This is a genomic window from Streptomyces sp. NPDC029014 (assembly GCF_055564695.1).
Genome location: NZ_JBVHVT010000032.1, coordinates 22748 through 47681, shown reverse-complemented (window position 1 = coordinate 47681; position 24934 = coordinate 22748). Strand labels below are relative to the sequence as shown.

Annotated in this window: 23 protein-coding genes and 1 pseudogene; 17 read left to right on the top strand and 7 right to left on the bottom strand. The window is 73.4% G+C overall.

All coding sequences use genetic code 11. The features are described 5' to 3' along the window. Positions 1–40 precede the first annotated feature (40 nt). The 5 genes from ACZ4VL_RS19245 (at position 41) to ACZ4VL_RS19225 (ending at position 4240) form a co-directional block, all read left to right on the top strand. Positions 41–961, top strand: a complete 921-nt coding sequence (locus ACZ4VL_RS19245) for a bifunctional DNA primase/polymerase (protein WP_468201118.1) — start codon at positions 41–43, stop codon at positions 959–961. Beyond that, the gene (locus ACZ4VL_RS19240) at positions 958–1314 is read left to right on the top strand and encodes a hypothetical protein (protein ID WP_468201115.1); all 357 of its coding nucleotides are present in this window, start codon (positions 958–960) and stop codon (positions 1312–1314) included. The genes ACZ4VL_RS19245 and ACZ4VL_RS19240 overlap by 4 nt, the downstream gene beginning before the upstream one ends. Continuing rightward, positions 1311–2447, top strand: coding sequence for a DUF3631 domain-containing protein (locus tag ACZ4VL_RS19235; protein ID WP_468201112.1), 1137 nt, complete (start codon positions 1311–1313; stop codon positions 2445–2447). The genes ACZ4VL_RS19240 and ACZ4VL_RS19235 overlap by 4 nt, the downstream gene beginning before the upstream one ends. A gap of 253 nt (positions 2448–2700) precedes the next feature. Further along, positions 2701–2904 (top strand): helix-turn-helix transcriptional regulator, encoded by a 204-nt coding sequence (locus tag ACZ4VL_RS19230; protein WP_468201232.1) that lies wholly within the window; start codon positions 2701–2703, stop codon positions 2902–2904. A 70-nt stretch (positions 2905–2974) separates the two neighbouring features. After that, a complete protein-coding gene (locus ACZ4VL_RS19225; RefSeq protein ID WP_468201110.1) occupies positions 2975–4240 on the top strand; it encodes a tyrosine-type recombinase/integrase in 1266 nt (421 codons plus the stop codon). A gap of 75 nt (positions 4241–4315) precedes the next feature. Here ACZ4VL_RS19225 and ACZ4VL_RS19220 read toward each other — a convergent pair whose 3' ends face one another. Next, entirely contained in the window at positions 4316–5677 is a 1362-nt protein-coding gene (locus ACZ4VL_RS19220; protein ID WP_179177751.1) for a glutamine synthetase family protein, read from the bottom strand. Between the two features lie 171 nt (positions 5678–5848). Between ACZ4VL_RS19220 and ACZ4VL_RS19215 the strand changes: the two genes are divergently transcribed. The 4 genes from ACZ4VL_RS19215 (at position 5849) to ACZ4VL_RS19200 (ending at position 8294) form a co-directional block, all read left to right on the top strand. Then, positions 5849–6286: a hypothetical protein gene (locus ACZ4VL_RS19215; RefSeq protein ID WP_468201107.1), complete on the top strand. Its 438-nt coding sequence runs from the start codon at positions 5849–5851 to the stop codon at positions 6284–6286. 76 nt (positions 6287–6362) lie between these two features. Further along, on the top strand, positions 6363–7028 hold the full coding sequence (locus ACZ4VL_RS19210; protein ID WP_468201105.1) for a DUF3105 domain-containing protein: 666 nt from the start codon (positions 6363–6365) through the stop codon (positions 7026–7028). After that, positions 7025–7744 carry a DUF305 domain-containing protein gene (locus tag ACZ4VL_RS19205; RefSeq protein ID WP_468201103.1) on the top strand — a complete coding sequence of 240 codons (720 nt, stop codon included), beginning with the start codon at positions 7025–7027 and terminating at the stop codon, positions 7742–7744. The genes ACZ4VL_RS19210 and ACZ4VL_RS19205 overlap by 4 nt, the downstream gene beginning before the upstream one ends. Before the next feature lie 130 nt (positions 7745–7874). Next, a complete protein-coding gene (locus tag ACZ4VL_RS19200) occupies positions 7875–8294 on the top strand; it encodes a CBS domain-containing protein (RefSeq protein WP_361096856.1) in 420 nt (139 codons plus the stop codon). Here ACZ4VL_RS19200 and ACZ4VL_RS19195 read toward each other — a convergent pair. After that, the gene (locus ACZ4VL_RS19195) at positions 8279–9205 is read right to left on the bottom strand and encodes an alpha/beta fold hydrolase (protein WP_468201101.1); all 927 of its coding nucleotides are present in this window, start codon (positions 9203–9205) and stop codon (positions 8279–8281) included. The two genes, ACZ4VL_RS19200 and ACZ4VL_RS19195, sit on opposite strands and share 16 nt — an antisense overlap. Then, positions 9202–9816 carry a DUF998 domain-containing protein gene (locus ACZ4VL_RS19190; RefSeq protein ID WP_468201098.1) on the bottom strand — a complete coding sequence of 205 codons (615 nt, stop codon included), beginning with the start codon at positions 9814–9816 and terminating at the stop codon, positions 9202–9204. The genes ACZ4VL_RS19195 and ACZ4VL_RS19190 overlap by 4 nt, the downstream gene beginning before the upstream one ends. A gap of 570 nt (positions 9817–10386) precedes the next feature. Here ACZ4VL_RS19190 and ACZ4VL_RS19185 point away from each other — a divergent pair. The 3 genes from ACZ4VL_RS19185 (at position 10387) to ACZ4VL_RS19175 (ending at position 14631) form a co-directional block, all read left to right on the top strand. Next, complete coding sequence (locus ACZ4VL_RS19185) at positions 10387–11262, top strand: GyrI-like domain-containing protein (RefSeq protein WP_468201095.1); 876 nt, start codon at positions 10387–10389, stop codon at positions 11260–11262. 143 nt (positions 11263–11405) lie between these two features. Beyond that, complete coding sequence (locus ACZ4VL_RS19180) at positions 11406–12779, top strand: DUF4190 domain-containing protein (protein WP_468201093.1); 1374 nt, start codon at positions 11406–11408, stop codon at positions 12777–12779. A gap of 97 nt (positions 12780–12876) precedes the next feature. Further along, complete coding sequence (locus ACZ4VL_RS19175) at positions 12877–14631, top strand: NAD+ synthase (RefSeq protein WP_468201090.1); 1755 nt, start codon at positions 12877–12879, stop codon at positions 14629–14631. A 74-nt stretch (positions 14632–14705) separates the two neighbouring features. On the opposite strand, the gene ACZ4VL_RS19170 is transcribed toward ACZ4VL_RS19175, so the two are convergent. Next, positions 14706–15734, bottom strand: a complete 1029-nt coding sequence (locus ACZ4VL_RS19170) for an endonuclease/exonuclease/phosphatase family protein (RefSeq protein ID WP_468201087.1) — start codon at positions 15732–15734, stop codon at positions 14706–14708. Between the two features lie 315 nt (positions 15735–16049). On the opposite strand from ACZ4VL_RS19170, the gene panB reads away from it, so the two are divergent. The 3 genes from panB to ACZ4VL_RS19155 all read left to right on the top strand — a co-directional run bounded on the left by panB (position 16050) and on the right by ACZ4VL_RS19155 (position 18968). Next, complete coding sequence (gene panB, locus ACZ4VL_RS19165; protein WP_468201085.1) at positions 16050–16910, top strand: 3-methyl-2-oxobutanoate hydroxymethyltransferase; 861 nt, start codon at positions 16050–16052, stop codon at positions 16908–16910. Between the two features lie 190 nt (positions 16911–17100). Then, positions 17101–18120: an ATP-binding cassette domain-containing protein gene (locus ACZ4VL_RS19160; protein ID WP_468201082.1), complete on the top strand. Its 1020-nt coding sequence runs from the start codon at positions 17101–17103 to the stop codon at positions 18118–18120. Further along, positions 18117–18968: an ABC transporter permease gene (locus ACZ4VL_RS19155; RefSeq protein ID WP_468201080.1), complete on the top strand. Its 852-nt coding sequence runs from the start codon at positions 18117–18119 to the stop codon at positions 18966–18968. The genes ACZ4VL_RS19160 and ACZ4VL_RS19155 overlap by 4 nt, the downstream gene beginning before the upstream one ends. A gap of 58 nt (positions 18969–19026) precedes the next feature. Here ACZ4VL_RS19155 and ACZ4VL_RS19150 read toward each other — a convergent pair whose 3' ends face one another. Continuing rightward, positions 19027–22596 (bottom strand): AfsR/SARP family transcriptional regulator, encoded by a 3570-nt coding sequence (locus tag ACZ4VL_RS19150; protein ID WP_468201077.1) that lies wholly within the window; start codon positions 22594–22596, stop codon positions 19027–19029. Between ACZ4VL_RS19150 and ACZ4VL_RS19145 the strand changes: the two genes are divergently transcribed. Then, positions 22588–23391 carry a site-2 protease family protein gene (locus ACZ4VL_RS19145; protein WP_468201075.1) on the top strand — a complete coding sequence of 268 codons (804 nt, stop codon included), beginning with the start codon at positions 22588–22590 and terminating at the stop codon, positions 23389–23391. The genes ACZ4VL_RS19150 and ACZ4VL_RS19145 overlap by 9 nt on opposite strands. A 52-nt stretch (positions 23392–23443) precedes the next feature. Here ACZ4VL_RS19145 and ACZ4VL_RS19140 read toward each other — a convergent pair. Together ACZ4VL_RS19140 and ACZ4VL_RS19135 are read right to left on the bottom strand one after the other, a co-directional pair. After that, positions 23444–23662: pseudogene (locus tag ACZ4VL_RS19140) on the bottom strand (GNAT family N-acetyltransferase); the annotation flags it as partial. A 19-nt stretch (positions 23663–23681) separates the two neighbouring features. After that, positions 23682–23867, bottom strand: a complete 186-nt coding sequence (locus tag ACZ4VL_RS19135; protein ID WP_360634216.1) for a hypothetical protein — start codon at positions 23865–23867, stop codon at positions 23682–23684. A 270-nt stretch (positions 23868–24137) separates the two neighbouring features. Here ACZ4VL_RS19135 and ACZ4VL_RS19130 point away from each other — a divergent pair. Next, a partial coding sequence (locus ACZ4VL_RS19130; protein ID WP_468201072.1) for a TerD family protein occupies positions 24138–24934 on the top strand: 797 nt, incomplete at its 3' end.

Sequence of the window (24934 nt, the reverse complement as noted above, 5' to 3'; positions counted from 1 at the left end):
CCTTCATCCAGCACTCATCACAGAACTGGAGATATCCAGCATGACCTATCACCCCCCGTCCACGCTGCTGACCGCAGCATTAGCTACCGCCGCGCGCGGCTGGCCCGTGATCCCGCTCCGCCCTGGCTCCAAGGTGTCCGCCCTCCACGGCGAGACCCGTTGCCCCGGCACTGGCGACTGCGCTGACGGGCACGCCAAGCCCGAACAGCGCGCTACCACCGACCCCGACCGGATCCGTGCCGCGTGGGCGACCGGAGCGTTCAACGTGGGGTTGGCCACCGGCCCGGCCGAGCTGGTCGTCATCGACCTGGACGCCCCCAAGCCGTCCGACCCGCCGGACACGCTCCACGGTCGCGAGATCCTCCACAGCCTGTGCACGTCCCTGGGCGAAACCCTCCCGGACACCCACACGGTGGCCACGCCGTCCGGCGGGCTGCACCTGTACTTCACCGCCCCCGCGGGCACCCGGCCGCGCTCCACCCAAGACATCCTCGGCCGGCACATCGACACCCGAGCCTGGGGCGGCTACGTCGTCGCCCCCGGCAGTACGGTCCCCGCCGGGTGCTACGAGATCACCGACGACCGGCCCCCCGCCCCACTCCCCAGCTGGGTGCACACCCGACTGACCGCCCCGCCCCGGATCAAGGCCGTTCCCCTGCACCCGCGTACCACGGGAGCCGCTACGGGGCGCCGTGCCGCCTACGCGGCGGCCGCCCTGCGCAACGAGACCGCCAACGTCGAATCGGCGGCCGAGGGCGGACGGAACAAGGCGCTCGTCAGGGCCGCGCGGGCCCTGGGGCGGCTGATCGCGTCTGGCGACCTCGACCGCGGGGAGGTTGAGCAGGCTCTTAGCTGGGGGGCGGAAGCGGCCGGCCTGAAGCACTACGAATACCGCTCCGCCATCACCAGCGCCCTCAACTGGTCCATCGCCAACAACCCCCACGCCCGGGCAACGGCATGACCGCCCGCGAACACCCCCCGGCTAAGAGCCCTCCCGACACCCCCACCGGCACCCGCCCCGCCGAACCGGCCCCCGCTCTGGCCGGTAGTAGCGCGCCGAAGGTCGTCGCCCGTCAGGGCGTCCCTTCTGCTGTTCGCCCTGACCCACACCCGGGCGACGGCCGGTACGTCGTCGCCATCCTGCACATCCGCACCCCGCACCAGGCCGTGCCCTCGGCCCGGTCGGTGTGCACGTGCGGGTGGGACGAAACCGCGTACGGCCCCCGCCAGATCCACGCACTCATCCAGCGCCACAACGACCACCGCAGCGCATGCCCGCTCAGGGCCACCCAGGAAGCGAGGAACGCCGCATGACCGCCACCCTCCCCGAGCAGGGCACCACGGCCACCGACGGCGCCGCGCTGCTGGACGACGTCGAACGCTTCCACCGACGGTTCAACGTCTTCCCCACCGAGGGCGCCTACGTCGCCGTGGCCCTGTGGGACGCACACGCCCACCTCCTGGACTGCTTCGACGCGACCCCGCGTCTGGCGTTCCTCTCCCCGGAACCCGGGTCGGGGAAGTCCCGCGCACTGGAAATCGTGGAAACCCTCGTTCCCGCGCCGATGGTCGCCGTCAACGCGTCCGCCGCCGCGCTCTTCCGCGCCGTCTCCATGGGCGACGGCCGCCCCACCGTCCTCTTCGACGAGATCGACACCGTCTTCGGCCCCAAAGCCGGGGACAACGAGGAACTGCGCGGGTTCATCAACGCCGGACACCGCCGCTCCGGGGTGATGTACCGGTGCGTCGGGGACGGCGGCAACCAGACCGTGGTGCCGTTCCCCTCGTACTGCGCCGTCGCCGTCGCCGGACTCGGGTCCCTGCCCGACACGATCCTGACCCGGTCGGTCATCGTCCGGATGCGGAGGCGGGCCCGCAACGAGCACGCCGAACCCTTCCGCGCCCGCCTCCACACCACCGAGGGCCACGCCCTGCGTGACCGCCTCGCCGCGTGGGCCGACACCATCCGCGACCGCATCAGCGGCGCCTTCCCCGTCATGCCGGACGGGGTCACCGACCGGCCCGCGGACGTCTGGGAACCCCTCCTCGCCGTCGCGGACGCGGCCGGCGGGGACTGGCCCGAGCGAGCGCGAGCGGCGTGCGTGGAACTGGTCACCGCGGCACAGAGCGACGACAAGGCCAGCCTGGGCGTCCGCCTGCTCACCGACCTGCGGGACCACGTCTTCGGGGACATCCCCCGACTGCCCACCGCTGCCGTCCTGGAGCAGCTCAGGGCCCTGGACGAAGCGCCGTGGGGGGACATCAACGGCCGGTCCATCGACGCCCGCCAGCTGGGCCAGATGCTCCGGGAGTACACCACCGCCGACAGTCGGCCCGTGGTCGCCCGGAACATCAAGATGGGCGGCGCCGTCCTCAAGGGCTACTACGCCGCCGACCTCGCCGACGCCTGGACCCGGTACTGCCCGCCGCCCACCCCCCTCCCCTGAAAGAGCGCTACCAGCGCTACCGCCGCTACCTCGCAGGTCAGGGCACCTGCCGGAGGTAGCGGAACCACCCCAGGTAGCGGCAAACACCCGCTACCACGCCACCCCGGCCGCCCGGCCGGGGTGGCGGAGTCATCCGCTACCGCTACCCGATCCGCTACCAAAAACATGCCCCTGACCTGCGCGGTAGCGGAGTAGCGGCAGTAGCGGACTTCTCGGAGGGGTACCAGCCCCGGCTGCGAACGGAGGGACCACCCTGAACGCCCTACCGCCCCGCTTCTTCAAGCCCGAGACCCTCGCCGAACTGCTCGATGTGCCCGTGGAAACCGTCTACCAGTGGCGCAAGAAGCGCACCGGCCCCCCTGGATTTCGCGTCGGCAAGCACACCCGCTACGACCCCGCCGACGTCCACGCGTGGATCGCCGAGCAGAAGCGCAAGGACATCAGCCAAGCCGCCTAACCAACCACACCACCGCCGAGGGCGGGCCCACCCGGGCCCGCCCTCGGCGCTTCCTCAGAAAGGCCCCTACGTGGCAGGCCACATCCAAGACCGGTGGTTCAAGACTGAGCAGGGAGCCGACGGCAAGCCCTACCGGGTCAAAACCGACCGCTACGGCAGCGGCATGCGCTACCGCGCCCGGTACATCGGACCGGACGGGACGGAGAAGTCCAAGAGCTTCCCCGACAGGCAGAAGCGCCTTGCCGAGAAGTGGTTGGCGCACATCGAGGCGGACATGTCCCGGGGCCAGTACATCGACCCGACCGCCGGGCGGATCACGTTCCGGGAGTACGGAGAGAAGTGGCTCGCGTCGCTCACGACGGACGTGACCACTCGGACGTCGGTCGAGGTGCAGATCCGCAAGCACGCGTTCCCGTACCTCGGCACACGGCCGCTCGACTCGTTCCGGCCGGAGCACATTCGCGACTGGCTCAGCGAGTTGGAGCAGGTACTGCCGGTTTCCTCGTACCGGCGCGTCATCTTCGCGAGCGTATCCGCCGTGCTCGCCGCCGCTGTGGACGACGAGCTGCTGGCGAAGAACCCGTGCAAGGCCCGTACGGTCCGGGCGCCCGCTCCGGTCCCTCCGCGGGTCAGGCCGTGGACGCCCGAACGGCTCTTCGCCATCCGGGCCGCGCTGCCGAAGCGGTACCGGGCGATGGCCGATGCCGGAGGCGGCCTGGGGCTGAGGCAGGGTGAAATCTTCGGTCTGCCAGACGACCCAGATGACTTCCGGGGTGAATGGCTTCGGGTGGCCAATCAGGTGAAGGTGGCAAACGGGCACCTCGTCTTCGGTCCGCCCAAGCGGGAGAAGGAACGGGATGTGCCGCTCCCCCGCCGCATCGCGCAGGTGCTGCTGGAGCACCGCGAGGAGTTCCCGCCGGTAGACGTGACGCTCCCCTGGCTGAAGCCGGACGGGCCGCTCGTCACCAAGCGGCTGCTGTTCTCCCTCCCGGGCGGGGGCGCGGTGCGGCGCACCGACTTCAACACCCGTGTGTGGAAGTTCGCCCTCGTACAGGCCGGGGTCATCCCGGAGCCGCGGCCGGGCGAGCGCCACCAGGCGGCGCGCGAGCATGGGATGCACGCGCTGCGGCACTTCTACGCGTCCGTGCTGCTGGACTCCGGGGAGAACATCAAGGCGCTCAGCACCTACCTCGGACACGGCGACCCCGGGTTCACGCTCCGGGTCTACACACACCTGATGCCCAGCAGCCACGAGCGCACGCTGAGGGCCGTGGACGAGGTCTACAAGGCCGCCGATCCGACGACTGACGGCCCACAGACGGCCCAGGAGGGGTGAGACGGGTCCGGGCCGGCGGCTGACTGCCGCCGGCCCGGAGTGCCGTCTGACTGGGATACTGCCGCTGAACTGCGGTTACAGGACCGGGAGGTTCTTGCGGAGTTCGAAGGCGGTGACCTCGGAGCGGTATTCCTCCCACTCCTGCTTCTTGTTGCGCAGGAAGAAGTCGAAGACGTGTTCGCCGAGGGTTTCGGCGACCAGCTCGCTCTTCTCCATCAGGGAGATCGCCTCGCCGAGGTTCTGCGGGAGGGGCTCGATGCCCATCGCGCGGCGTTCCGCGTCCGACAGCGCCCACACGTCGTCGTCGGCGCCGGCCGGGAGTTCGTAGCCCTCCTCGATGCCCTTCAGGCCGGCGGCCAGGAGGACGGCGTACGTGAGGTACGGGTTGGCGCCCGAGTCGATCGAGCGGACCTCGATGCGGGAGGAGCCCATCTTGCCCGGCTTGTACATCGGGACGCGGATCAGCGCCGAGCGGTTGTTGTGGCCCCAGCAGATGTAGGAGGGCGCTTCGCCGCCGGAGCCGGCGGTGCGGGAGGAGCCGCCCCAGATCCGCTTGTACGAGTTGACCCACTGGTTGGTGACGGCCGAGGTCTCCGCCGCGTGGCGCAGCAGGCCCGCGATGAAGGACCGGCCGACCTTCGAGAGCTGGTACTCGGCGCCGGACTCGTAGAAGGCGTTGCGGTCGCCCTCGAAGAGGGAGAGGTGGGTGTGCATGCCGGAGCCCGGGTACTCGGAGAAGGGCTTCGGCATGAACGTGGCCTGGACGCCCTGCTCCAGGGCGACCTGCTTCATGACCAGGCGGAAGGTCATGATGTTGTCGGCGGTGGACAGGGCGTCGGCGTAGCGCAGGTCGATCTCCTGCTGGCCGGGGGCGCCCTCGTGGTGGCTGAACTCGACCGAGATGCCCATGGATTCGAGCATGGTGATCGCCTGGCGGCGGAAGTCCATGCCGACGTTCTGCGGGGTGTGGTCGAAGTAGCCGGAGTTGTCCGCCGGGACGGGGCGGGAGCCGTCCAGCGGCTTGTCCTTCAGCAGGAAGAACTCGATCTCCGGGTGGGTGTAGAAGGTGAAGCCCAGGTCGGAGGTCTTGGCCAGGATCCGCTTCAGGACGAAGCGCGGGTCGGCGAAGGACGGGGAGCCGTCCGGCATGAGGATGTCGCAGAACATGCGGGCGGTGCCGGGGGCCTCGGCGCGCCACGGCAGTATCTGGAAGGTTCCCGGGTCCGGCTTGGCGATCATGTCGGACTCGTAGACCCGCGCGAAGCCCTCGATGGCCGAGCCGTCGAAGCCGATGCCTTCGTCGAAGGCCTGTTCCAGCTCGGCCGGGGCGACGGCCACGGACTTCAGGAAGCCCAGCACGTCGGTGAACCACAGGCGCACGAAGCGGATGTCGCGCTCCTCCAGCGTCCGGAGGACGAATTCCTGCTGCTTGTCCATGCCTTCATCCTCGCAGTTCAGACGGCTTGTGCACCACCGCTCCCAGGGGTGGGCGCACAGGGGGCGGGCCCAGTATCGCCAGTCGTGGTTTCCGCCACATTACGCACCCCGCAAAGGTCGTGGCACCCCGCACTGACCTTGGACCCGTCATGAGCACTACCATCTGCGGCCATGGGGGGACGGGAGCACACGCGGCACGGGCGCATCGGGCGTCACCTGCCCCGCCGTACCCTCATCGCGGTCGCCCTCTCCGTACTGCTCGGCGCGCTGCTGCTGTGCGTACGCCCGGGTGAGCCGCACGCCGTGACCGCGGCCGGAGCCGGGGCCGCGGGCGCCGGGGCCGGGGCGCCTTCCGGGGCCGTCCTCGCCGGTCACGTGCATCCGCCCGCGCCCGCGCACGCCGTCTGCGCGTCGCACGACGGCCTGCCGGGCTGCTCCCCCTTCTCCCACGTCACGCCCGGCGTCCTGCCCGCCCCGCCGCCCGCCGTTCCGGTGGCGGCGGCCGTCGCGGCCCCCGTCGCGCGCGTCGCCGACGCCGGGCGGGCCCGCCCGCACGACGCCCTCGCCCGGGCCCCCGACCTCCACGCCCTCCAGGTGTTGCGGACCTGATCGGTCCGGGGCGCTGCCACCCCGCGCCCCCGACCGGATCCACACCTCCACCCCCCTCAGCAAAGGACAAGGGCACATGGCCGGCACCACCCGGAACGACCAGCACTCCCCCCAGGCGCGCATAGCCGAGATGCGCCGGGCCGAAAAGGCCCGCGAGCGCCGCAACAAGACCATCGCGATCACGGCCGCGGTGGCCGTCGTCGCCGGCCTCGTCGGCTTCGGCGCATGGGTGCTGATCGACCAGAAGAACAAGGAGAAGGCCGACGCCGCGGCACTCGAAGCCGCCCGTACGGCCCCCATCGCCCAGGAGCAGACCTGGGAGGCCAAGTCGCTGGGCCGCAACCACGTCGAGACCCCGGTGACCTACCCGATGAACCCGCCGGTCGGCGGCGACCACAGCCCCCGCTGGATGAACTGCGACGGCGACGTCTACCACGAGCCGGTCCCGCAGGTGAACGCCGTGCACTCGCTGGAGCACGGCGCGGTCTGGGTGACGTACAACGACAAGGCCCCGCAGGCCGAGGTCGACAAGCTCGCCGAGACGGTGGCGAAGACCCCGTACTCGCTGATGAGCCCGGTCAAGGAGCAGTCGGGCGCCATCGTGCTGAGCGCGTGGGGCAAGCAGGTCGCCGTGGACAGCGCGTCCGACCCCCGGGTGAAGCAGTTCTTCACCAAGTACGTGCAGGGCCCGCAGACGCCCGAGCCGGGCGCGGCCTGCACCAACGGGCTGGCCGGCAAGTGAGGCGTACGTACTGGGCCGCGGGCACGGCGGTCCTGCTCGCGCTCGGGTTCGCGGTGGCGGCCACGGTCGCCGCCGCGAGCGGCAGCTCCGGCTCCGGTTCCGGGGCCGGATCGGCGCGCGAGCAGCGGACGCCCGCCCTGTACTCGCCGGACGCGGGCTTCGCCCGGGACATGGCGGTGCACCACCAGCAGGCGGTGGAGATGTCCTTCGTCGTGCGCGACCGCACGCAGGACGAGGCGGTCCGCAGCCTCGCCTACGACATCGCCAACACCCAGGCCAACCAGCGCGGCATGCTGCTGGGCTGGCTCGACCTGTGGGGCCTGCCGAAGGTGCTGGCCGGCGAGCCGCCGATGTCGTGGATGTCGACCGGGGACGGCGCGGGCGGTCACGGCGGCGGCCACGGCGACGGCAGCGGCCACGCCGGGCACGAGATGGGCGGCGTCACCGCCAAGCCGGGCGCGCTCATGCCCGGCATGGCGACCAAGGACGAGCTCGCCGCGCTCGGCGCCGCCCAGGGCCGGGACGCGGAGGTGCTCTACCTCCAGCTGATGACCGACCACCACAAGGGCGGCGTCGCCATGGCCCAGGGCTGCGCGACCCAGTGCCGGACCCCGGCCGAGCGGGCGCTGGCCCAGGGCATGGTCGACGCCCAGCAGTCGGAGCTCACCCTGATGGCGGACATGCTGCGACAGCGCGGGGCTGCGCCGCGCGGGTGACGGAACCCGCCCGTACGGTGGTGGGGGGGGGCCCTTCCCCGGCCCTCCCACCACCGGCCTCCCGAGGGCGTCGACGAGGCGGGCGCGACCGCGCCCGGCCGCCGCAACGGCATGCTCAGGAGGTTCCCCTATGACCACCGCGGCAGAAATCATGCACCCCGGAGCGCAGTGGATCCCCGCCACGGAGACCCTGGACCGGGCCGCCGAACTCATGGGCCGGCTGGGCGTGGGCGCGCTGCCCGTCAGCGACGCCGACGAACGGCTCTGCGGCATCATCACCGACCGCGACATCGTCGTGAAGTGCGTGGCCAAGGGCCACGACCCGGCGAAGATCACCTGCGGCGACCTGTGCGAGGGCACCCCGCGCTGGATAGCCGCCGACGCGGACGTCTCCGCCGTCCTGGACGAGATGGAGTCCCACCAGATCAAGCGGCTCCCCGTCATCGAGAACAAGCGCCTGGTCGGCATGATCAGCGAAGCCGACCTCGCCCAGCACCTCCCGGAAACACAGCTCGCGGAGTTCGTCGAGAAGGTCTACGCCCGCCGCTGAGGAAGCGCCGCAGCGCCGGGGGATGCGCTCAGGACCGCTCGCGCCGTCAGGGCCGGGCGGTCCAGCATGACCAGGTGGCCCGCGGGGGCGGCGGTCTCGAAGCGGGCGCCGAGGGCGGCCGCCAGACCCCGCTGGCGGTCCAGCCAGTTGTGGGCCGCGGCCGAGCCCGAACCGTCGTACCCGGCGAGGACCGTGGCGGGGGCGGTCAGCGGCCGGCTCGTCCGCAGCGCGAGGAGCTCGGCGGCCATGTCCGGGTAGCGGGCGTTCTCCAGCAGGATCCCGCGCCACACCCGGCCGGTGCGGTAGCAGCGGCGTACGAGGTCCCGCGCGGCCGGGTCGCCCCCGCCGGTCCGGGACAGGCGCACGGCGGCCCACCGGGCCGCGGGCCCCGCGGCGGCCGGGATGCCGGCGGCCGTCAGGGCCCGGCCGAGCGCACGGGCCGCACCGGTGCGCAGCCCGGCGGGCAGGACCGTACGGGGCTGCTCCTCCACGCTGCCGTCGACGAGGACCAGGGCGGCGGTGCGCTCCGGGTACAGGCGGGCGAAGGCCTCGGCGTGGAAGGCGGCGATGGAGTGCCCGACCACGGTGACCGGAACCCCGCCCGGGCCGCCCAGCGCGTCCAGCAGCCCGGCGATCCGGTGGGCCTCCCCGGCGGCGGTCGGCGGGGCGGCGGCGGGACCGCTCAGGCCGTGCCCGGGCCGGTCGAACCGGATCACGGTCCGGCCGGCGGCGGCGAGCAGCGCCGCGACCGGGTCCCAGTCGAACCAGGCCATGGCCAGCCCGGCGCTCAGCACCACGGGCGGCCCGCTGCCCTCGGCGACGGCGTGCAGCGGGACCCCCTCCACCACCACGTGGAGCGGGACCCCGTCCGCCGACCGGACGAAGCGCGGCGGGACGCCCGGGGCCGTCACGTACGGCGCTCCCGGTGCACGGAGTAGGCCAGCAGTCCCAGCCAGAGCGCCACGAGCAGCACCTGCATGCGCTGCCCGGCCCCCAGCGCCCAGGTGCCGCGCCCGGCGGTGAACAGGGCGATGGCGGTCAGGGTCCAGGCGGTGGCGAGGAGCTCCAGGACGACCAGGGTGGGCCCGTATTCGGCGAGCGGCGCGAAACGTCCGTAACGGCGGGCGGCGACGGTGAGGGCGACGATCCCGACGAGGGCGCCGGTCATGGCGAGGCTGCTGCTGACGGCATGGGCCTGATGGGTCGCCGGAACCAGCCCGGCGGTCTCCAGGGCGGCGCACTCCGGGTCCACGGTGGGGGTGCAGCTCAACGGCAGCCAGGCGTCGGCGGCAGTGGCCGCGCCGAAGAGGGTGACCCCGGCCCAGCCGAGGACGGCCCAGGCGCGGCGGGAGTCGGCGTACCAGCGGAGCCGGACGAGGGCCAGCAGGCCGCCGGTGAAGGCGAGCACGCCGGCGGTGAAGTCGGTGGCCCGGAAGAGCCCGCCGAGCGGCTGGTCCTGCGCGGCGAGCTCGCTGACGTACGTCTCGATGGGGTTCAGGCCGGTGGAGAGGACGACCTCCATGACCCAGGCCGTGTAGGCGGTGGCGGCCAGGCCGATCAGAACGGCGATGGCCTGCGGCCCCCTCGGCCTCCCGAACCTCCCGCGTCCCCCGCGTGCACCGGAGGTCCCGGCGTCCCTGGTGTCCCTGGTGTCCCCGGCGCCGCGGGGGCCCCCGGCCCCGACCTCCCCGGGGCCGTCGGAGCCCCTGCGGCCCTCGCGTTTCGCCGTTCCGCTTCGCCCCGATTTCCTTACCCTTGCGGCTTTCGTGGTCATGTTCCCCATCATCCTTAACACGGCCGTCCCGGCCCTCCGTTCGGATACCCACCCGGGGTAGGGTTCCGGGGATGGGCGCGCCCCGTTCCGCGCACAGCCCCGCGAGTCGCCCGGCGGCGTCCCGGCCGTCCGAGTCGGTCCCACGCCTTGGATGACGTGCCCCCGGCCGCTCGCGTTGCCTCGCCCCCCGAGTGCGACGGGCCACACCCCTCCCCACCGCGCCACGCCACCGGACCCGACCGAAGCGGGCACGGGATGTCGGGTCCGGCACCGCGGCCCGTTCCTACGGTGGGGACCGCACAGAGGAAGGAGGCCGGGATGCTGGAGCAGCTGAACCGGGCCGTGGACCACATCGAGGACCACCTCCACGGCGACGTGGACGCGGCCGAGCTGGCGCGGATCGCCATGACGTCGGAGTACCACTTCCGGCGGCTGTTCTCCGCACTGGCGGGGATCCCGCTGTCGGAGTACGTCCGGCGCAGGCGGCTCACCGTCGCGGGCGCCGAGGTGCTGGCCGGCGAGCGCACCCTGCTCGACATCGCCGTACGCCACGGGTACACGTCCGCCGAGGCCTTCGGCCGGGCGTTCCGCGCGGTGCACGGCACCGGCCCGGGCGAGGCGCGGCGTACCGGTGCGGTCCTGCGCGCGCAGCCCCGGATGTCCTTCCGCCTCGTCGTCGAAGGGAGTACGACCATGCAGTACCGGATCGTAGAGAAGGCGGAGTTCCGGATCGTCGGGCGGAGGGCGCGGGTGCCGCTCGTCCACGAGGGGGTGAACCCGGCCATCGTCTCGTTCGTCGAGGCGGTCGGACCGGAGCTGGCCGAGCGGATCACCGGGCTCTCCGACCAGGAGCCGGCCGGCATCGTCTCGGTGACCGAGCACCTGGGCGACAGCCGCGAGGAGGGCGTCGAGCTGGACTACCACCTCGCGGTGGTCACCGGCGCGGGGTCCGCCGAGATCCCGGCGGACCTCGACGTCCGGGTCGTCCCGGCCGGCGCCTGGGCCGTCTTCGCGAACACCGGCCCGTTCCCGCAGGCCCTGCAGTCCCTGTGGCGGGACGTCTACACGCAGTGGTTCCCCTCCAACCCGTACGCGCTGCGGCCCGGGCCGGAGATCCTGCGCACCCCGCGGTCGGTGGACGGGGCGGACGTGACGACCGAACTGTGGATCCCCGTGGAGCGGACCTCGGCCTGACGGGGGGCCACAGGGCGACCGGTCCTGCCCTCCGCGCCCCGCGGAGGCCAGGACCGAAAGCTTTTGGTCACGCACGAAGCACCGTGGCAGTCTTTCCGATCATCAGACCGCCTGCTTCGATCGAACGAGGACGTTCCCGCCGCATGAGCACGCCTCCGAACCCGCCCGGCCCGTCCGACCCGCCCGGCCCGTCCGGCCCGCCCACGGAGCCCGAGGGCACGCCCGTACCCCAGCCGGAGGCGACCCCGACGCCCACCCTCTCGCCGGACGAGCCCGCGGACGCCCCTGCCGGGACCGCTCCGACGCCGACGCCGACGCCGACGCCCGACCAGCCGGAGCCGGACGAAGCAGCGCCCCCGCTCTCCCTCACGAAGACCCCGAACCCTGCGCCGACCCCGGCCCCGGCGCCCGCCCCTGCCCCGACCCCGACCCCGGCCCCGGCCCCGGCCCCGGCAGAGCCCGCCGCCACCCCCGCCATCCCCGCCACCGAGCCCGCCCCGGCCGCCGCCGCGGCGAAGGCCGACCCGTGGGCCACCCCGGCTCCGGGATCCGCCCCCTCCCCCTCCCCCTCCCCGGCCCCGGCCCCCGCCGCCCACCCCGGCTTCGCCGCGCCCTCCCCCGCGCCCGGTTACGGCGGGCCCGTGCCGCCGGCCGGGGCCGTACCGCCCGGCGCGCCCGGGCCGTGGGGTGCGCCCGGAGCCGGCAGCCCCTGGGGGGTCCAGCCCGCGCCCGTCACCAACGGCCTGGCCGTCGCCGCTCTCGTCGTCGGCCTGATATCGCTGCCCGTCGGCCCGATCCCGTTCGTCTTCTGGCTCGGCGCCATCCTCGGCGTGACCGCCGTCGGCCTCGGTATCGGCGCCGTCACCCGAGCCTCCTCCGGCGCGGGCCGCAAGGCCATGTCCGTCGTCGGCACGGTCCTCGGCGTGCTCGGCATCGCCGCCTCCATCAGCGGGTACTTCATCACCCAGACCGTGATCGACCGCCTCGCCGACCGGGCCGCCGAGATCCACTTCGAAGACCCCGAACTCGGCCCGGGCGCCGAGGAGCCCTGGCCGCCGAACCCGTCTACGCGCCCCACGCTCCCCCTGCCGAAGCCGTCGCGCTCCGCTCCGCCCACGGGCCCCGGCATGACCACGCCGCTGCCGTTCGGCGAGACGTACACGTACCCGAACGGCATCAAGGTCAGCCTGTCCGTGCCGAAGGAGTACGTGTCGAAGAACAGGTACTCCACCGTCGGCAACGCGGTGCAGATCACGCTGACCATCACCAACGGCACGGCCGAGAACCACAACGTCATCCACGCCGTGCCGGAGGTCCGCGACGACAAGGGCATGACCGCGAAGCTCGCCTTCGACGGCGGCGACATGCCCAAGTTCATCCGCGGCGACATCCTGCCCGGCCAGTCCGCCAGCGGGATCATCACCTACGAGGTGCCCGAGGGCACCACCAGCCTGAACGCCTCGATCTCCCCCGGCATCCTGATGCCCAGCGCGAAGTTCGCCGGCCCGATCGGCTGATCCGACGGCAACCGAGGGGCGGCTGCGAGGCCGCCGGATGCCTTGCGGCACGGGGCTTCCAGGACATCGCGTCAGAAAGACGATTACACTGGGCCCCGTGCCTCAACTACGCCTCGCGCTGAATCAGATCGACTCGCACGTCGGCAACGTCTCCGCCAACGCCGACTCCGTCGTCCACTGGACCCGGCACGCCTCCGAGCAGGGCGCCCACCTCGTGGCGTTCCCCGAGATGATGCTGACCGGGTACCCCGTCGAGGACCTCGCCCTGCGCTCGTCCTTCGTCGAGGCCTCCCGCGCCGCCCTGGGCGGGCTCGCCGAACGGCTGGCGGCCGAGGGCCTGGGAGAGCTGCCGGTCGTCGTCGGCTACCTCGACCGCTCCGAGCGGGCCGCCCCGCGCCTGGGCCGGCCGGCCGGGTCCCCGGAGAACGCGGCCGCCGTCCTGCACCGCGGCGAGGTGGTGCTCCGCTTCGCCAAGCACCACCTTCCCAACTACGGCGTGTTCGACGAGTTCCGCTACTTCGTGCCCGGCGACACCCAGCCCGTGATCCGCGTCCGCGGCGTCGACGTGGCCCTGGCGATCTGCGAGGACCTGTGGCAGGACGGCGGCCGGGTGCCCGCCACCCGCTCCGCCGGGGCCGGCCTGCTGATCTCCGTGAACGCCTCCCCGTACGAGCGCGAGAAGGACGACGTCCGCCTGGAGCTGGTGCAGAAGCGGGCCCAGGAGGCGGGCTGCACCCTGGCCTACCTCGCGATGATCGGCGGCCAGGACGAGCTCGTCTTCGACGGCGACTCCATCGTCGTCGGCGCCGACGGCCGCGTGATCGCCCGCGCCCCGCAGTTCTCCGAGGGCTGCGTCCTGGTCGACCTCGACCTGCCCGCGGCACTGGCCGACGCCCCGGAGGGCACCGTCGACGACGGGCTGCGGATCGACCGCGTGATCCTGTCCGAGGAGCCGGTCGAGCCGTACGAGCCGGCCGTCCCCGGTGGTTACGCCGACCGCCTCGACGACGACGAGGAGGTGTACGACGCGCTGGTCGTGGGCCTGCGCGCGTACGTCAGGAAGAACGGGTTCCGCTCCGTCCTGATCGGGCTCTCCGGCGGCATCGACTCGGCGCTCGTCGCCGCCCTCGCCTGCGACGCGGTCGGCGCGCAGAACGTGTACGGCATCTCGATGCCCTCCAAGTACTCCTCGGAGCACTCCAAGGGCGATGCCGCCGAACTGGCCCGCCGCACCGGCCTGAACTTCCGCACCGTGCCGATCGAGCCCATGTTCGACGCGTACATGGGGTCGCTGGGGCTGAGCGGCCTGGCCGAGGAGAACCTCCAGTCCCGGCTGCGCGGCACGATGCTGATGGCGGTGTCCAACCAGGAGGGCCACATCGTCCTGGCCCCGGGCAACAAGTCGGAGCTGGCCGTCGGCTACTCCACCCTGTACGGCGACTCGGTCGGCGCGTACGGCCCGATCAAGGACGTGTACAAGACGGACGTCTTCCGGCTCGCCCGCTACCGCAACCGGGCCGCGGCCGAGCGCGGGGAGACCCCGCCCATCCCGGAGAACTCCATCGCGAAGCCGCCCAGCGCCGAACTGCGGCCGGGCCAGGTGGACACGGACTCGCTGCCGGACTACCCGGTGCTGGACGCGATCCTGGCGCTGTACGTGGACCGCGACCAGGGCATCGAGGCCATCGTCGCCGCCGGCTTCGACCGGGAGCTCGTGGCCAGGACCCTGCGGATGGTGGACACCGCCGAGTACAAGCGCCGCCAGTACCCGCCCGGCACGAAGATCTCCGCGAAGGGCTTCGGCAAGGACCGCCGGCTCCCCATCACGAACGGCTGGCGCGAACGCGGCTAACGCGGACACCGGCACTCGGCACTCGGCACCCGGCACCCGGCACCCGGCACCCGCGGGGAGGGCAACGGCAGCGGCTACTTCGTCACGGTCACCCGGGCCGCGACCGGCAGGTGGTCGCTGCCGGTCTGCGGCAGGGTCCAGGAGGCCTCCGGCTTCATCCCGCGGACCATGATCTGGTCGATCCGGGCCATCGGGAACGGCGCCGGCCAGCTGAAGCCGAAGCCGTCGCCCGCCGCGCCCTGGGTGGAGCGCATCTGCGAGGTGACCTCGGACAGGGAGCGGTCGTTCATCGTGCCGTTGAGGTCACCGAGCAGGATGACCTTCCGCAGCGGCTCGGCGGCGAGCGCGCCGCCCAGCGCGTCCGCGCTCTTGTCGCGCTGGTTGGCGGTGAAGCCGGCGTTCAGCTTGACCCGGACGGACGGCAGGTGGGCCACGAACACGGCGACCTGCCCCTGCGGGGTGTCGACGGTGGTGCGCATGGCGCGGGTCCAGCCCAGCCTGATGTCGACGGGCCGGCTGGAGCTGAGCGGGTACTTGCTCCACACGCCGACGGTCCCCTCCACGGCGTGGTACTTGTACGTGGCCGCCAGCGCCTGCTCGTAGACGGGGACGGCGCTGCCCTTGAGCTCGGTCAGGGCCAGGACGTCGGCCCCGGCGCCGGCCACCGACCGGGCGGTGCCGCGCGGGTCGGGGTTGTCGGCGTCGACGTTGTGGGCGGCGACCACCAGGTTGCCGCCGGAGCCCGACTTGTCGGTGACCAGGCCGCCGAAGAGGTTCGCCCACACGACGGCCGTCAGCAGTATCGCGACCAGCGCGGTCGCGGACTTGCGGACCACCGCGGCGACGAGCAGGGCCGGGACGAACAACCCCAGCCAGGGCAGGAACGTCTCGGTGAGGCTGCCCAGGTTGCCCACGCTGTTGGGCAGCTCGGCGTGGAAGATCATGACGAGTGCGAGCAGCAGGGCGACCGCCGCGATCACGACCCCCCGCCGCCAGATCCCCGGGTCGTGCCGCAGCCCGGCCAGGCGGTGCCGGAGTCGGGATCCCCGGGGCTCGGGCTCCGAGCCGCCGTGCCCCGTCTCCGCCATGTACGCCTGTGCCATGCCACTGCCCTCGCTGCCGTGCTCGCGCTCCGTCCCCCCACCATGACCCTAGGCGATGGACGCAGCCTTCCGTGCCGTTGTTCCGGCCGTACGTCCGGGAGGACGAACGGCCATACGGCCCAGGTTCCGGTTGTCACGAAACGCGCACATTCGGTCAGGAACCAGAGGATTCCTGGAGCCGGCGCGGAGCCGCCGCGAAGTGTGACCGGACGGTCGCCCCCTCCACTTTCGCGGCCGGCGGGGCAGGTGCCACCATGGGGGTGAGTCCGGGGACGCCGTGAGGGCGCCTCGAGATGACATCAAGGAGCAGTTGCAATGACGCATGCCGTTTCGCCTGCCCGCGAAGCCGCCTCCCCCACCCTGTACGGAGGCACGGGCACCCGGCGGATCACCGTCCGCGACCTGACGCTCGCCAAGGAGCGCGGCGAGAAGTGGCCCATGCTCACCGCCTACGACGCGATGACCGCGTCCGTCTTCGACGAGGCCGGCATCCCGGTCGTCCTCGTCGGCGACTCGATGGGCAACTGTCACCTCGGCTACGAGAACACCGTGCCGGTGACGATGGACGAGATGACGCTGCTGTCGGCGGCCGTGGTGCGCGGCACCCGGCGCGCGATGGTCGTCGGTGACCTGCCGTTCGGCTCCTACCAGGAAGGCGCCGTCCAGGCGCTGCGCAGTGCCACCCGGCTCGTCAAGGAGGCCGGCGTCGGCGCCGTGAAGCTGGAGGGCGGCGAGCGTTCGCTGCGCCAGACCGAGCTGATCGTGCAGTCCGGCATCCCCGTCATGTCCCACCTGGGCCTGACCCCGCAGTCCGTCAACGCCATGGGCTACCGGGTCCAGGGCCGCGGCGACGAGGCCGCGCACCAGCTGCTCCGCGACGCGAAGGCGGCGCAGGACGCGGGGGCCTTCGCGGTGGTGCTGGAACTCGTACCGGCCGAGCTGGCCGCCGAGGTCACCCGGTCGCTGCACATCCCGACGGTCGGCATCGGCGCGGGCGCGGACTGCGACGCGCAGGTGCTGGTGTGGACCGACATGATGGGCCTGACCGGCGGCAAGATGCCGAAGTTCGTGAAGCAGTACGCGAACCTGCGCGCGACCATGACGGACGCGGCGAAGGCGTTCGCCGAGGACGTGGTCGGCGGAACGTTCCCGCAGGAGCAGCACTCCTTCCACTGATCCCCGCCCGCCGGGCCCCGGCCCCTGCCACCTGACCCCCTCGGCTCGGCGCCGTCCGAACCGGCGGCCCGTCGGCCCCGTCCGGGCCGGCGGGCCGCCGTCGGCCGGTTGTCGGTGCGGCCACCCGCTCGTCGGCGGGCTGTCGGTCGGCTGTCGGTGCTTTGTCGGTGACGGCTGGTCCCATGGGGACATGACGCGAAACGACAAGAATCCCCGGAACGGCGGGAACGCCGTGGAGGTACGGGGACTGGTCAAGCACTTCGGCTCGACCAAGGCCCTCGACGGGGTCGACCTGGACGTCCGCGAGGGCACGGTCCTCGGCGTCCTCGGCCCCAACGGCGCCGGCAAGACCACCCTGGTGCGCTGCCTGTCCACCCTCCTCGTGCCGGACGCCGGCACGGCCGTGGTCGCCGGCTACGACGTGGTCCGCCAGCCGCGGCAGCTGCGCCGCACCATAGGCCTCACCGGCCAGTACGCCTCGGTCGACGAGAAGCTGTCCGGCTGGGAGAACCTGTACATGATCGGCCGGCTGCTGGACCTGTCCCGCAAGGACGCCCGGTCCCGCGCCGACGAGCTGCTGGAGCGGTTCTCCCTCACCGAGGCCGCGAAGAAGGCCGCGACCCACTACTCCGGCGGCATGCGGCGCCGCCTCGACCTGGCCGCCTCCATGATCGGCCGCCCGGCCGTGCTCTACCTGGACGAGCCGACCACCGGCCTGGACCCCCGTACCCGCAACGAGGTGTGGGACGAGGTCCAGCGGATGGTCGCCGAGGGCGCCACCGTCCTCCTCACCACCCAGTACATGGAGGAGGCCGAGCAGCTCGCCCACGAGCTGACGGTCGTCGACAAGGGCCGGGTCATCGCCAGGGGCGAGGTCGACGAGCTGAAGGCCCGCGTCGGCGGGCGGACGCTGCGGGTCCGCCCCGTGTCCGCCGCCGACCTGCCGGGCATGGCCCGCGCGCTGGCCGAGGCCGGACTCGACGGGGTCGCCGGTTCGCAGGCCGTGCCGGACGAGGGCGTGCTGCTGGTGCCGATCCTGAGTGACGACCAGCTGACGGCCGTGGTCGGCCTGCTGGCCGCCCGCGGGTACGCCATCGCGGACATCGGCACGTACCTGCCCAGCCTGGACGAGGTGTTCCTCGCCATCACGGGCCAGAAGCCCACCCTCGACCACGACCTGCCCCAGCGGACCGAGGAGGTCGCGGCATGAGCACCGTCACCACGAAGAAGCCCGCCGCCACGGCGCCCGCGCCGGCCGCCGCCGCGGTGCCGGCCGGCGAGGGCCGGATCGGCCTGCGGGCCAACCTGCGGCACATCGGCGCGCTGTCGCGCCGCAACGTCCTGCAGATCAAGGCCGACCCCGAGTCGATGTTCGACGTGCTCCTCATGCCGATCATCTTCGCGCTGCTGTTCGTGTTCGTCTTCGGCGGCGCGATCTCCGGCAAGGGCAACCAGGACGTGTACGTCAACTACGTGATACCCGGCCTGATGGCGATGATGGGCATGAACATCGCCATGGGGGTCGGCAGCGGCGTCAACGACGACTTCAAGAAGGGCGTGATGGACCGCTTCCGGTCCATGCCGATCGCCCGGTCGTCCGTACTCCTCGCGAAGATCATCGTCGAGCTCGGTCGCATGATGGTCGCCATCGCGATCCTGCTCGCCGTGGGCTTCCTGCTGGGTCTGTCCATCAAGACCTCGGTGCTGCACCTGCTCATGGCCGTCGGCCTGTCCGCCGTCTTCGGCGCCTCGCTGATGTGGATCTTCATGCTGCTCGGGCTCACCCTGCCGACCGCGCAGGCCGTCCAGGGCATCGCGATGCTGGTGCTCATGCCGCTCGAGTTCGGCAGCTCGGTCTTCGCCCCGCCGTCGACGATGCCGGACTGGCTGCGGGCCTTCACCGACTGGAACCCGCTGTCCAACCTGGCCGACGCGGCACGCGGCCTGATCAACGGCGGTCCCGTCGCCCACTCGGTGTGGATGGTCCTCGGCTGGTCGCTGGCCATCACGGTGGTCACGATGCCGCTCGCGGTCCGCAAGTTCCGCGACAAGACCTGATCCGGGCGGACGGTCCGCTCCGGATCGCGTCCCGGACGGGCCCCGCGCGGGGGCCGGGTCAGACGAGGGCGGTGGCCTCCTCCAGGGTGAGGCCGCCGCCCTCGGCGTACGCCGCCTCGTACGCGGCGTCGCCGAGCACCGCGCGGGACAGCTCCTCGGCCAGGGCGAAGTCCTCGCGTTCGGTGCTGACCGGGAAGTGCCCCGTGGGCAGCAGGGCCCGGTACGCACCGAGCAGCCGCGCCGCGTCGTACGCCTGCGCGGGCCCGCCGAGGGTCGCCCGGGAGCGGGCCGCCATCATCAGGTACACGGCGGGCAGTTGGGGGGCGACCATCAGGGCGAGGGGTTCCCCGGCGGTGGGCACGGCCTGCCGGAGCAGCACCAGCGCCTCCTCGGGCCGGCCGTCCTGGTTCTCCAGCCAGGCCTGGGTGCCGAGCAGGAACCCGTCGAAGATGGCGAACGCGCCGAAGGCGAACTCCTCGCGCAGCCGCTGGAGCTGCGCCCGGCCCTCCGGGATGCGGCCGCTGCGCCCGTAGCAGGAGGCCAGGAACATGCGGGCGGCCGGCAGGGCCTCGTTGCCGTACGCCTGGTGGGTGCGCAGGACCTCGGTGAGCAGTTCCTCGGCCTCGGCGGCCCGGCCGCTCTCGATCAGGACCCCGGCCATCCGCACGCGCAGGACCGTGACCTGGGAGGACGCGCCGAGCCGCTCGGCGTACTCGATGGCGGAGCGGAAGTCCGCGGCGGCGAGCTCGTACCGGCCGCGCTTCTCGTGGGACTCGGCGCGCGCGGACAGGGCCTCCGCGCACCCCCAGTCGTCGCCCAGTTCGGTGAACAGGCCGAGGCTCTCGTCGGCGTCGCGGGCGGCGTCGCCGGCCCAGGAGGCGCGGTTGGCCAGGATGTTGGCGCGCAGCTGGAGGGCGCCCGCCAGCTCCCAGCGGTAGTCCAGGGCGCGGGCGGTGTCGACGGTGGCGTCGACGACCCGCTGGAGCAGGTCCGGGTCCCCGGAGAGCATCGCGGCGTAGACCCACAGCGAGCCGGGGACGTGACAGGTCTGCGGCAGACCGGGCCGGTAGGCGGCGACGATCCCCTCGATCTGGTGCCGGACCTCCGGGGACGTCCAGCTCTCGTTCTCGTGGTCGCGGGCGGCGAGCTGGGCCAGGCGGATGCCGCGCCAGGCCTCGGTGAGCAGCTCCCCGCCGTACGGCGGGGGCGTGTCGACGAGGCGCTCGTACACGGGCTCCGCGGGGGTGACGGGGGTGCGGAAGGGGTCCGGGCCGAGGGCGCCGGCGGCGTTCGCCCAGTGCCGGGACTCGGAGCGCAGGTCGTGCATCTGCCAGTACCAGACGAGGGAGTGCACCAGGCACAGCACCTCGTCGGTGTCGCGGGCGGCGACGGCGCGGCGCAGGGCGGTACGGACGTTCTCGTACTCGGTGGCGAGGCGTTCGGCGGCGGCGCGCTGGCCGTGGCCGCGGAGCAGCGGCTCGGTGGTGCGGGCGAGCTCCCGGTAGTGGACGAGGTGGCGCCGCTCGGTGGCGGTCCGGTCGCCGGGGGCCTCGTCCAGCCGTTCGCCGGCGTACTCGGCCACGGTCTCCAGGAGCCGGTAGCGCATGCCGTCGGGGGTGGGGGCGGCGGTGACGAGGGACTTGTCGACGAGGGAGCCGAGGAGGAACGCGACGTCGGCGCCGTCCCGCGGGGTGTCGGCGCAGACGGCCTCGGCGGCTGCCAGGTCGCAGCCGCCGGCGAAGACGGACAGCCGGGCGAGGACGGTCCGCTCGGGGGCGTCGAGCAGGTCCCAGGACCAGTCGACGACCGCGCGCAGGGTCTGCTGGCGGGGCAGGACGGTACGGGCGCCGCTGGTCAGCAGCCGGAAGCGGTCGTCGAGCCGGTCGGCGATCTGGCGGGGCGTGAGCAGCCGCAGCCGCGCCGCGGCCAGCTCGATGGCGAGCGGCAGCCCGTCGAGGCGGCGGCAGATCTCGGCGGCCGCCTCGGGGTCGTCGTCCGTGGTGAAGCCGGGCCGGGCGGCGGCGCCGCGGTCGCCGAGCAGCCGCAGCGCCACCGGGTCGGGCAGCGGGTCCACGGGGCGCAGGAACTCTCCGGGCACGCCGAGCGGTTCGCGGCTGGTGGCCAGGATCCGTACGCCGGGGCAGTGGGTGAGGAGCCGCTCGGCGAGCTCGGCGGCGGCGCCGACGACGTGCTCGCAGTTGTCCAGGATCAGCAGGAGCCGCAGCCGGGCGCAGTGCTCGGTGAGCCGGTCCAGCGGGTGGTCGCCGGCGCGTTCGGTCAGCGCCCGCAGTTCCTCGGTGGAGGCGCCGCGCAGCTTGGTCTCGCGGGCCCCGAGGGCGGTGAGCACGGCCTCGGCGACGTCCTCCGGGTCGTCCACGGGGGCCAGCTCGGCGAGCCACACGCCGTCGGGCCAGTCCGCCGGGGCGTGGGCCTCGGCGGCCTCCTGCGACAGCCGGGTCTTGCCGGCCCCGCCGGGCCCGAGCAGGGTGACCAGCCGCGCCTGCGCCAGGTCCCCGCCGATGGCCCGGATGTCGTCCTCCCGCCCGACGAAGGTGGTCAGCCGCGCCCGCAGGTTCCCCCGGCCCCGGGCCGGCCCGGCGTGGTGCTGCTGCGGCGGGTGGGCCTGGTAGTTCGGGTGGTTCGGGTGGTTCGGGTGGGAGGGGGGCGCCGGCGCGTCGGGGGGCACCGGGGCGGAGCCGGCACCGGGACCCCGGGAGGGCCCCGCGGTGGGACCGGCGGGCGGGACGACGGACGAGGCTCCGGGGGCCTCGGCATCGGCATCGACGGGCGCGGCAGCCGCGGCGGTCCCGGCAGAGGAGTGCGGGACATCGGGCCGGACGTCGGGCGGAGACAGCAGGGCGGCGTGCAGGGTGCGCAGGGCGGGGCCCGGGTCGGCGCCCAGCCGGTCGGCGAGGTCCTGCCGGACCTCCTCGTAGGCGGCCAGGGCCTCGGCCGCGCGCCCGCAGTCCCGCAGCGCCCGGATCCGGAGCACCTGCAGCGGCTCGTCCAGCGGGTGCTGCGCGCACAGCGCGGCGAGCTCCGGCAGCACGCGGGCCGCCTCGCCGAGGCCGAGGGCCGCGGCGAGCCGCCCGCGGTGCGCGTCCCTGCGTACGGCCTCCCAGCGCGCGGCCTCCGGCCCCGGGTCGGGGAGGTCGGCGAGCGCGGGGCCGCGCCACAGGGCGAGGGCCTCGTCGTACCGGGCGGCCGCCTGCGCGGGGTCGGCGTCCGCGGCGTCCGCGGCGGACCGGGCCAGCCGCTCGAAGCGGTACAGGTCGACGTCCTCGCGCCCGGCGGCGAGCAGGTACCCGCCCCCCGCCGACCGCACGGCCTCGTGGCCGACGGCCCTGCGCAGCCGGGCGACGAGCGCCTGGAGGGCGGCGTACGCGTCGGCCGGCCGGCCGCCGTCCCACACCTCGGCCACGAGCAGGTCGGCCGGCACCACCCGCCCCGGCCGCAGCGCGAGCGCGGTGAGCAGGGCGCGCAGGCGCGCGCCGCCGACGGCGACGGTGGTGCCGTCGCCGCGGATGGCCTGGGCGGTGCCGAGAATCGCGTAGCGCACCGGCCCATTGTCCCCGGACCGGTATCCCGGGCGGGCCCCTACCCGGGTAGGTTTCGCCGCATGGGTCATCAGAGCACGCGCAGCGACCGGCAGGTCAGTTCCGTCTTCCTCGGCATCGTGGCGGTCATGGCCGTCACCGGCTGGGCGGTGTGGACGGGTTACTCGGCGAGCGCGGGCCTGGCCGTCTTCCTCTTCGTCACGTCGGCGTGGATCGTCTCGCTCTGCCTGCACGAGTACGCGCACGCCCGCACCGCCCTGCACGGCGGCGACCTGACCGTCGGCGCCAAGGGCTACCTGACGCTGAACCCCCTCAAGTACACGCACGCGCTGCTGAGCATCGTCCTGCCCGTGATCTTCGTGATCCTGGGCGGCCTGGGCCTGCCCGGCGGGGCGGTGTACATCGAGCGGGACCGGGTGCAGGGCCGCTGGAAGCACAGCCTGATCTCGGCCGCCGGCCCGCTGACGAACGTGGCGTTCGCGGCGGTGTGCACCGCCCCGTTCTGGCTGGGCGCCGTCGACGGCGTCCCGCTCGCCTTCCGCTTCGCGCTGGCCTTCCTCGCGCTGCTCCAGGTCTCCGCGGCGATCCTGAACTTCCTGCCGGTGCCGGGCCTGGACGGCTACGGCATCATCGAGCCCTGGCTGTCGTACCGGGTGCGCCGCGAGGTGGCGCCGCTGGCGCCGTTCGGCCTGATCGCCGTGTTCGCGCTGCTGTGGGTGCCGGCGGTCAACGCGGCTTTCTTCGGCGCGGTCGAGGGCGTACTGGCCGGGCTGGGCGTCTCGGACGTGGAGACGTACTGCGGCCACAGCCTGTACCGCTTCTGGCAGGAGACGGACGGCCTCTGCACCGTCCCCCAGGCCGACTAGCGGGCCGACCGGCCCGGCTCCGCGTCCCCGCGCAGGTCGAGCCGCCAGTCGGGACCCCCTCCTCGGGCAGCAGCACGATCCGGAACATGCGCCCCCGGCCCGTGCGGTCGGCGCTCAGGTCGACGTACCGCCGGTGGCGCCGGTCGAGCTGCTCCTCGGTCTCCGGACCGCCCAGGTATGGCACCAGCTCCGGCGCGTTCAGGGCCCGCAGCAGTCCCGCGTCCCCCTCGGACCGGGGCTCCAGCCGCAGGACCGGGGTGCGGTAGCTCACGCGCGCCTGCCGTACCGCACTAGCCGGCGGAGCCGGAGGCCTTGCGGGCCTTGTCCTTGCGCACGTAGTACCAGGCCATGTTGGACGTGAGGCCGGCGAGCAGCACCCACACGATCCCCAGGAAGCTGCCCTCGACGAAGGCGACCACGGCCGCCGCCACGGACAGGACGCAGACAACGGTGGCGAAGACGGCAAGGCGGGGCATGGGGTACGGCTCCTCGGCGAGCGAAAGGGGTGTCAAGCCCCTCCAGTGTCCCCCATGCCCCGCAGTCCCCCCGTAAAGGCACCCGGCCGAGGCGTCCGCCCCGGTCCGGCGGCCCGTTTTCCCGTTCGGCTGATCTTGCGCACGGTGCGCCGCTATCGTGCGCCGCAAGCGTGCCGCACGGCCCGCGCACGAGCACGAGCACCGCAGCAGAACGACCAGTCCGGCCTGCACGGTCCGCCGCCGCCCCGGCCGGGCGAGTGGGGGTACCGCATGCAAGAGATCACCAAGGGCGCCAACGTCAGCCTGACCGCGCTCGGCGAGGACGCCGGATCCGTGGTGGTGAGCCTGGGTTGGAGCAGTGCGTCGGGCTCGGGTGACGCCGACGTCTCCGTCCTCCTCGTGGGCGCGGACGGCAAGGTCCGCGGCGAGAACGACTTCTACTTCTACAACAACCCGGCCGCGGCCGACGGCAGTGTGCAGCTGCTGGGGAAGACACCCACGGGCAACGGCGACGAGGACCGGATCAGCGTCGACCTCACCGCGATCCCGGAGGACGTCGCCCGGATCGTGGTGACCGCCAGCCAGTACGGCAGCGCCCGCTTCGGCGACCTCGACGACCTGCGGATGACCGTCTCGGACCGGTCCGGCGAGCCGCTGGTCGGCTTCTCCATCGAGGACGCGGGCGCGGAGACGGCCTTCATCTTCGGCGAGCTGTACCGGCGGGGCGAGGAATGGAAGTTCCGGGCCGTCGGTCAGGGGTACGAGAGCGGCCTGGCGGGTCTGGCCACCGACTTCGGCATCGAAGTGCTCGACGAGACCGAACCGGGTGCAGCGGCGGACGGGGACCGGGGACCGACCGAACCGGCCGCTGCCGGGCCGGCCACCGGGTCGGTGCAGCCCGCCGCCGGAACGGGAGACGGCGCCGCGGCCTCAGCCCCCAGCGGATCCACCGGATCGGGTGCGGGCGCCGGGGGAGGCCCGGGGGGCGCACCAGGCGCCACCGTCCCGGTCCCCCCGGTGGGACGGGGGGGGCGGAACACAAAAAAGAAAGGTACCCCTTCCAAGGT

Excerpts from the sequence above, each read along its gene's own strand:
- ACZ4VL_RS19210 (WP_468201105.1), top strand. The coding sequence starts at position 6,363 with ATGGCCGGCACCACCCGGAACGACCAGCACTCCCCCCAGGCGCGCATA.
- ACZ4VL_RS19215 (WP_468201107.1), top strand. The coding sequence starts at position 5,849 with ATGGGGGGACGGGAGCACACGCGGCACGGGCGCATCGGGCGTCACCTG.
- ACZ4VL_RS19200 (WP_361096856.1), top strand. The coding sequence starts at position 7,875 with ATGACCACCGCGGCAGAAATCATGCACCCCGGAGCGCAGTGGATCCCC.
- ACZ4VL_RS19240 (WP_468201115.1), top strand. The coding sequence starts at position 958 with ATGACCGCCCGCGAACACCCCCCGGCTAAGAGCCCTCCCGACACCCCC.
- ACZ4VL_RS19170 (WP_468201087.1), bottom strand. The coding sequence starts at position 15,734 with ATGGCACAGGCGTACATGGCGGAGACGGGGCACGGCGGCTCGGAGCCC.
- ACZ4VL_RS19235 (WP_468201112.1), top strand. The coding sequence starts at position 1,311 with ATGACCGCCACCCTCCCCGAGCAGGGCACCACGGCCACCGACGGCGCC.
- ACZ4VL_RS19155 (WP_468201080.1), top strand. The coding sequence starts at position 18,117 with ATGAGCACCGTCACCACGAAGAAGCCCGCCGCCACGGCGCCCGCGCCG.
- ACZ4VL_RS19150 (WP_468201077.1), bottom strand. The coding sequence starts at position 22,596 with ATGACCCATGCGGCGAAACCTACCCGGGTAGGGGCCCGCCCGGGATAC.
- ACZ4VL_RS19190 (WP_468201098.1), bottom strand. The coding sequence starts at position 9,816 with ATGGAGGTCGTCCTCTCCACCGGCCTGAACCCCATCGAGACGTACGTC.
- ACZ4VL_RS19160 (WP_468201082.1), top strand. The coding sequence starts at position 17,101 with ATGACGCGAAACGACAAGAATCCCCGGAACGGCGGGAACGCCGTGGAG.
- ACZ4VL_RS19245 (WP_468201118.1), top strand. The coding sequence starts at position 41 with ATGACCTATCACCCCCCGTCCACGCTGCTGACCGCAGCATTAGCTACC.
- ACZ4VL_RS19185 (WP_468201095.1), top strand. The coding sequence starts at position 10,387 with ATGCTGGAGCAGCTGAACCGGGCCGTGGACCACATCGAGGACCACCTC.
- ACZ4VL_RS19145 (WP_468201075.1), top strand. The coding sequence starts at position 22,588 with ATGGGTCATCAGAGCACGCGCAGCGACCGGCAGGTCAGTTCCGTCTTC.
- ACZ4VL_RS19180 (WP_468201093.1), top strand. The coding sequence starts at position 11,406 with ATGAGCACGCCTCCGAACCCGCCCGGCCCGTCCGACCCGCCCGGCCCG.
- panB (WP_468201085.1), top strand. The coding sequence starts at position 16,050 with ATGACGCATGCCGTTTCGCCTGCCCGCGAAGCCGCCTCCCCCACCCTG.
- ACZ4VL_RS19220 (WP_179177751.1), bottom strand. The coding sequence starts at position 5,677 with ATGGACAAGCAGCAGGAATTCGTCCTCCGGACGCTGGAGGAGCGCGAC.
- ACZ4VL_RS19135 (WP_360634216.1), bottom strand. The coding sequence starts at position 23,867 with ATGCCCCGCCTTGCCGTCTTCGCCACCGTTGTCTGCGTCCTGTCCGTG.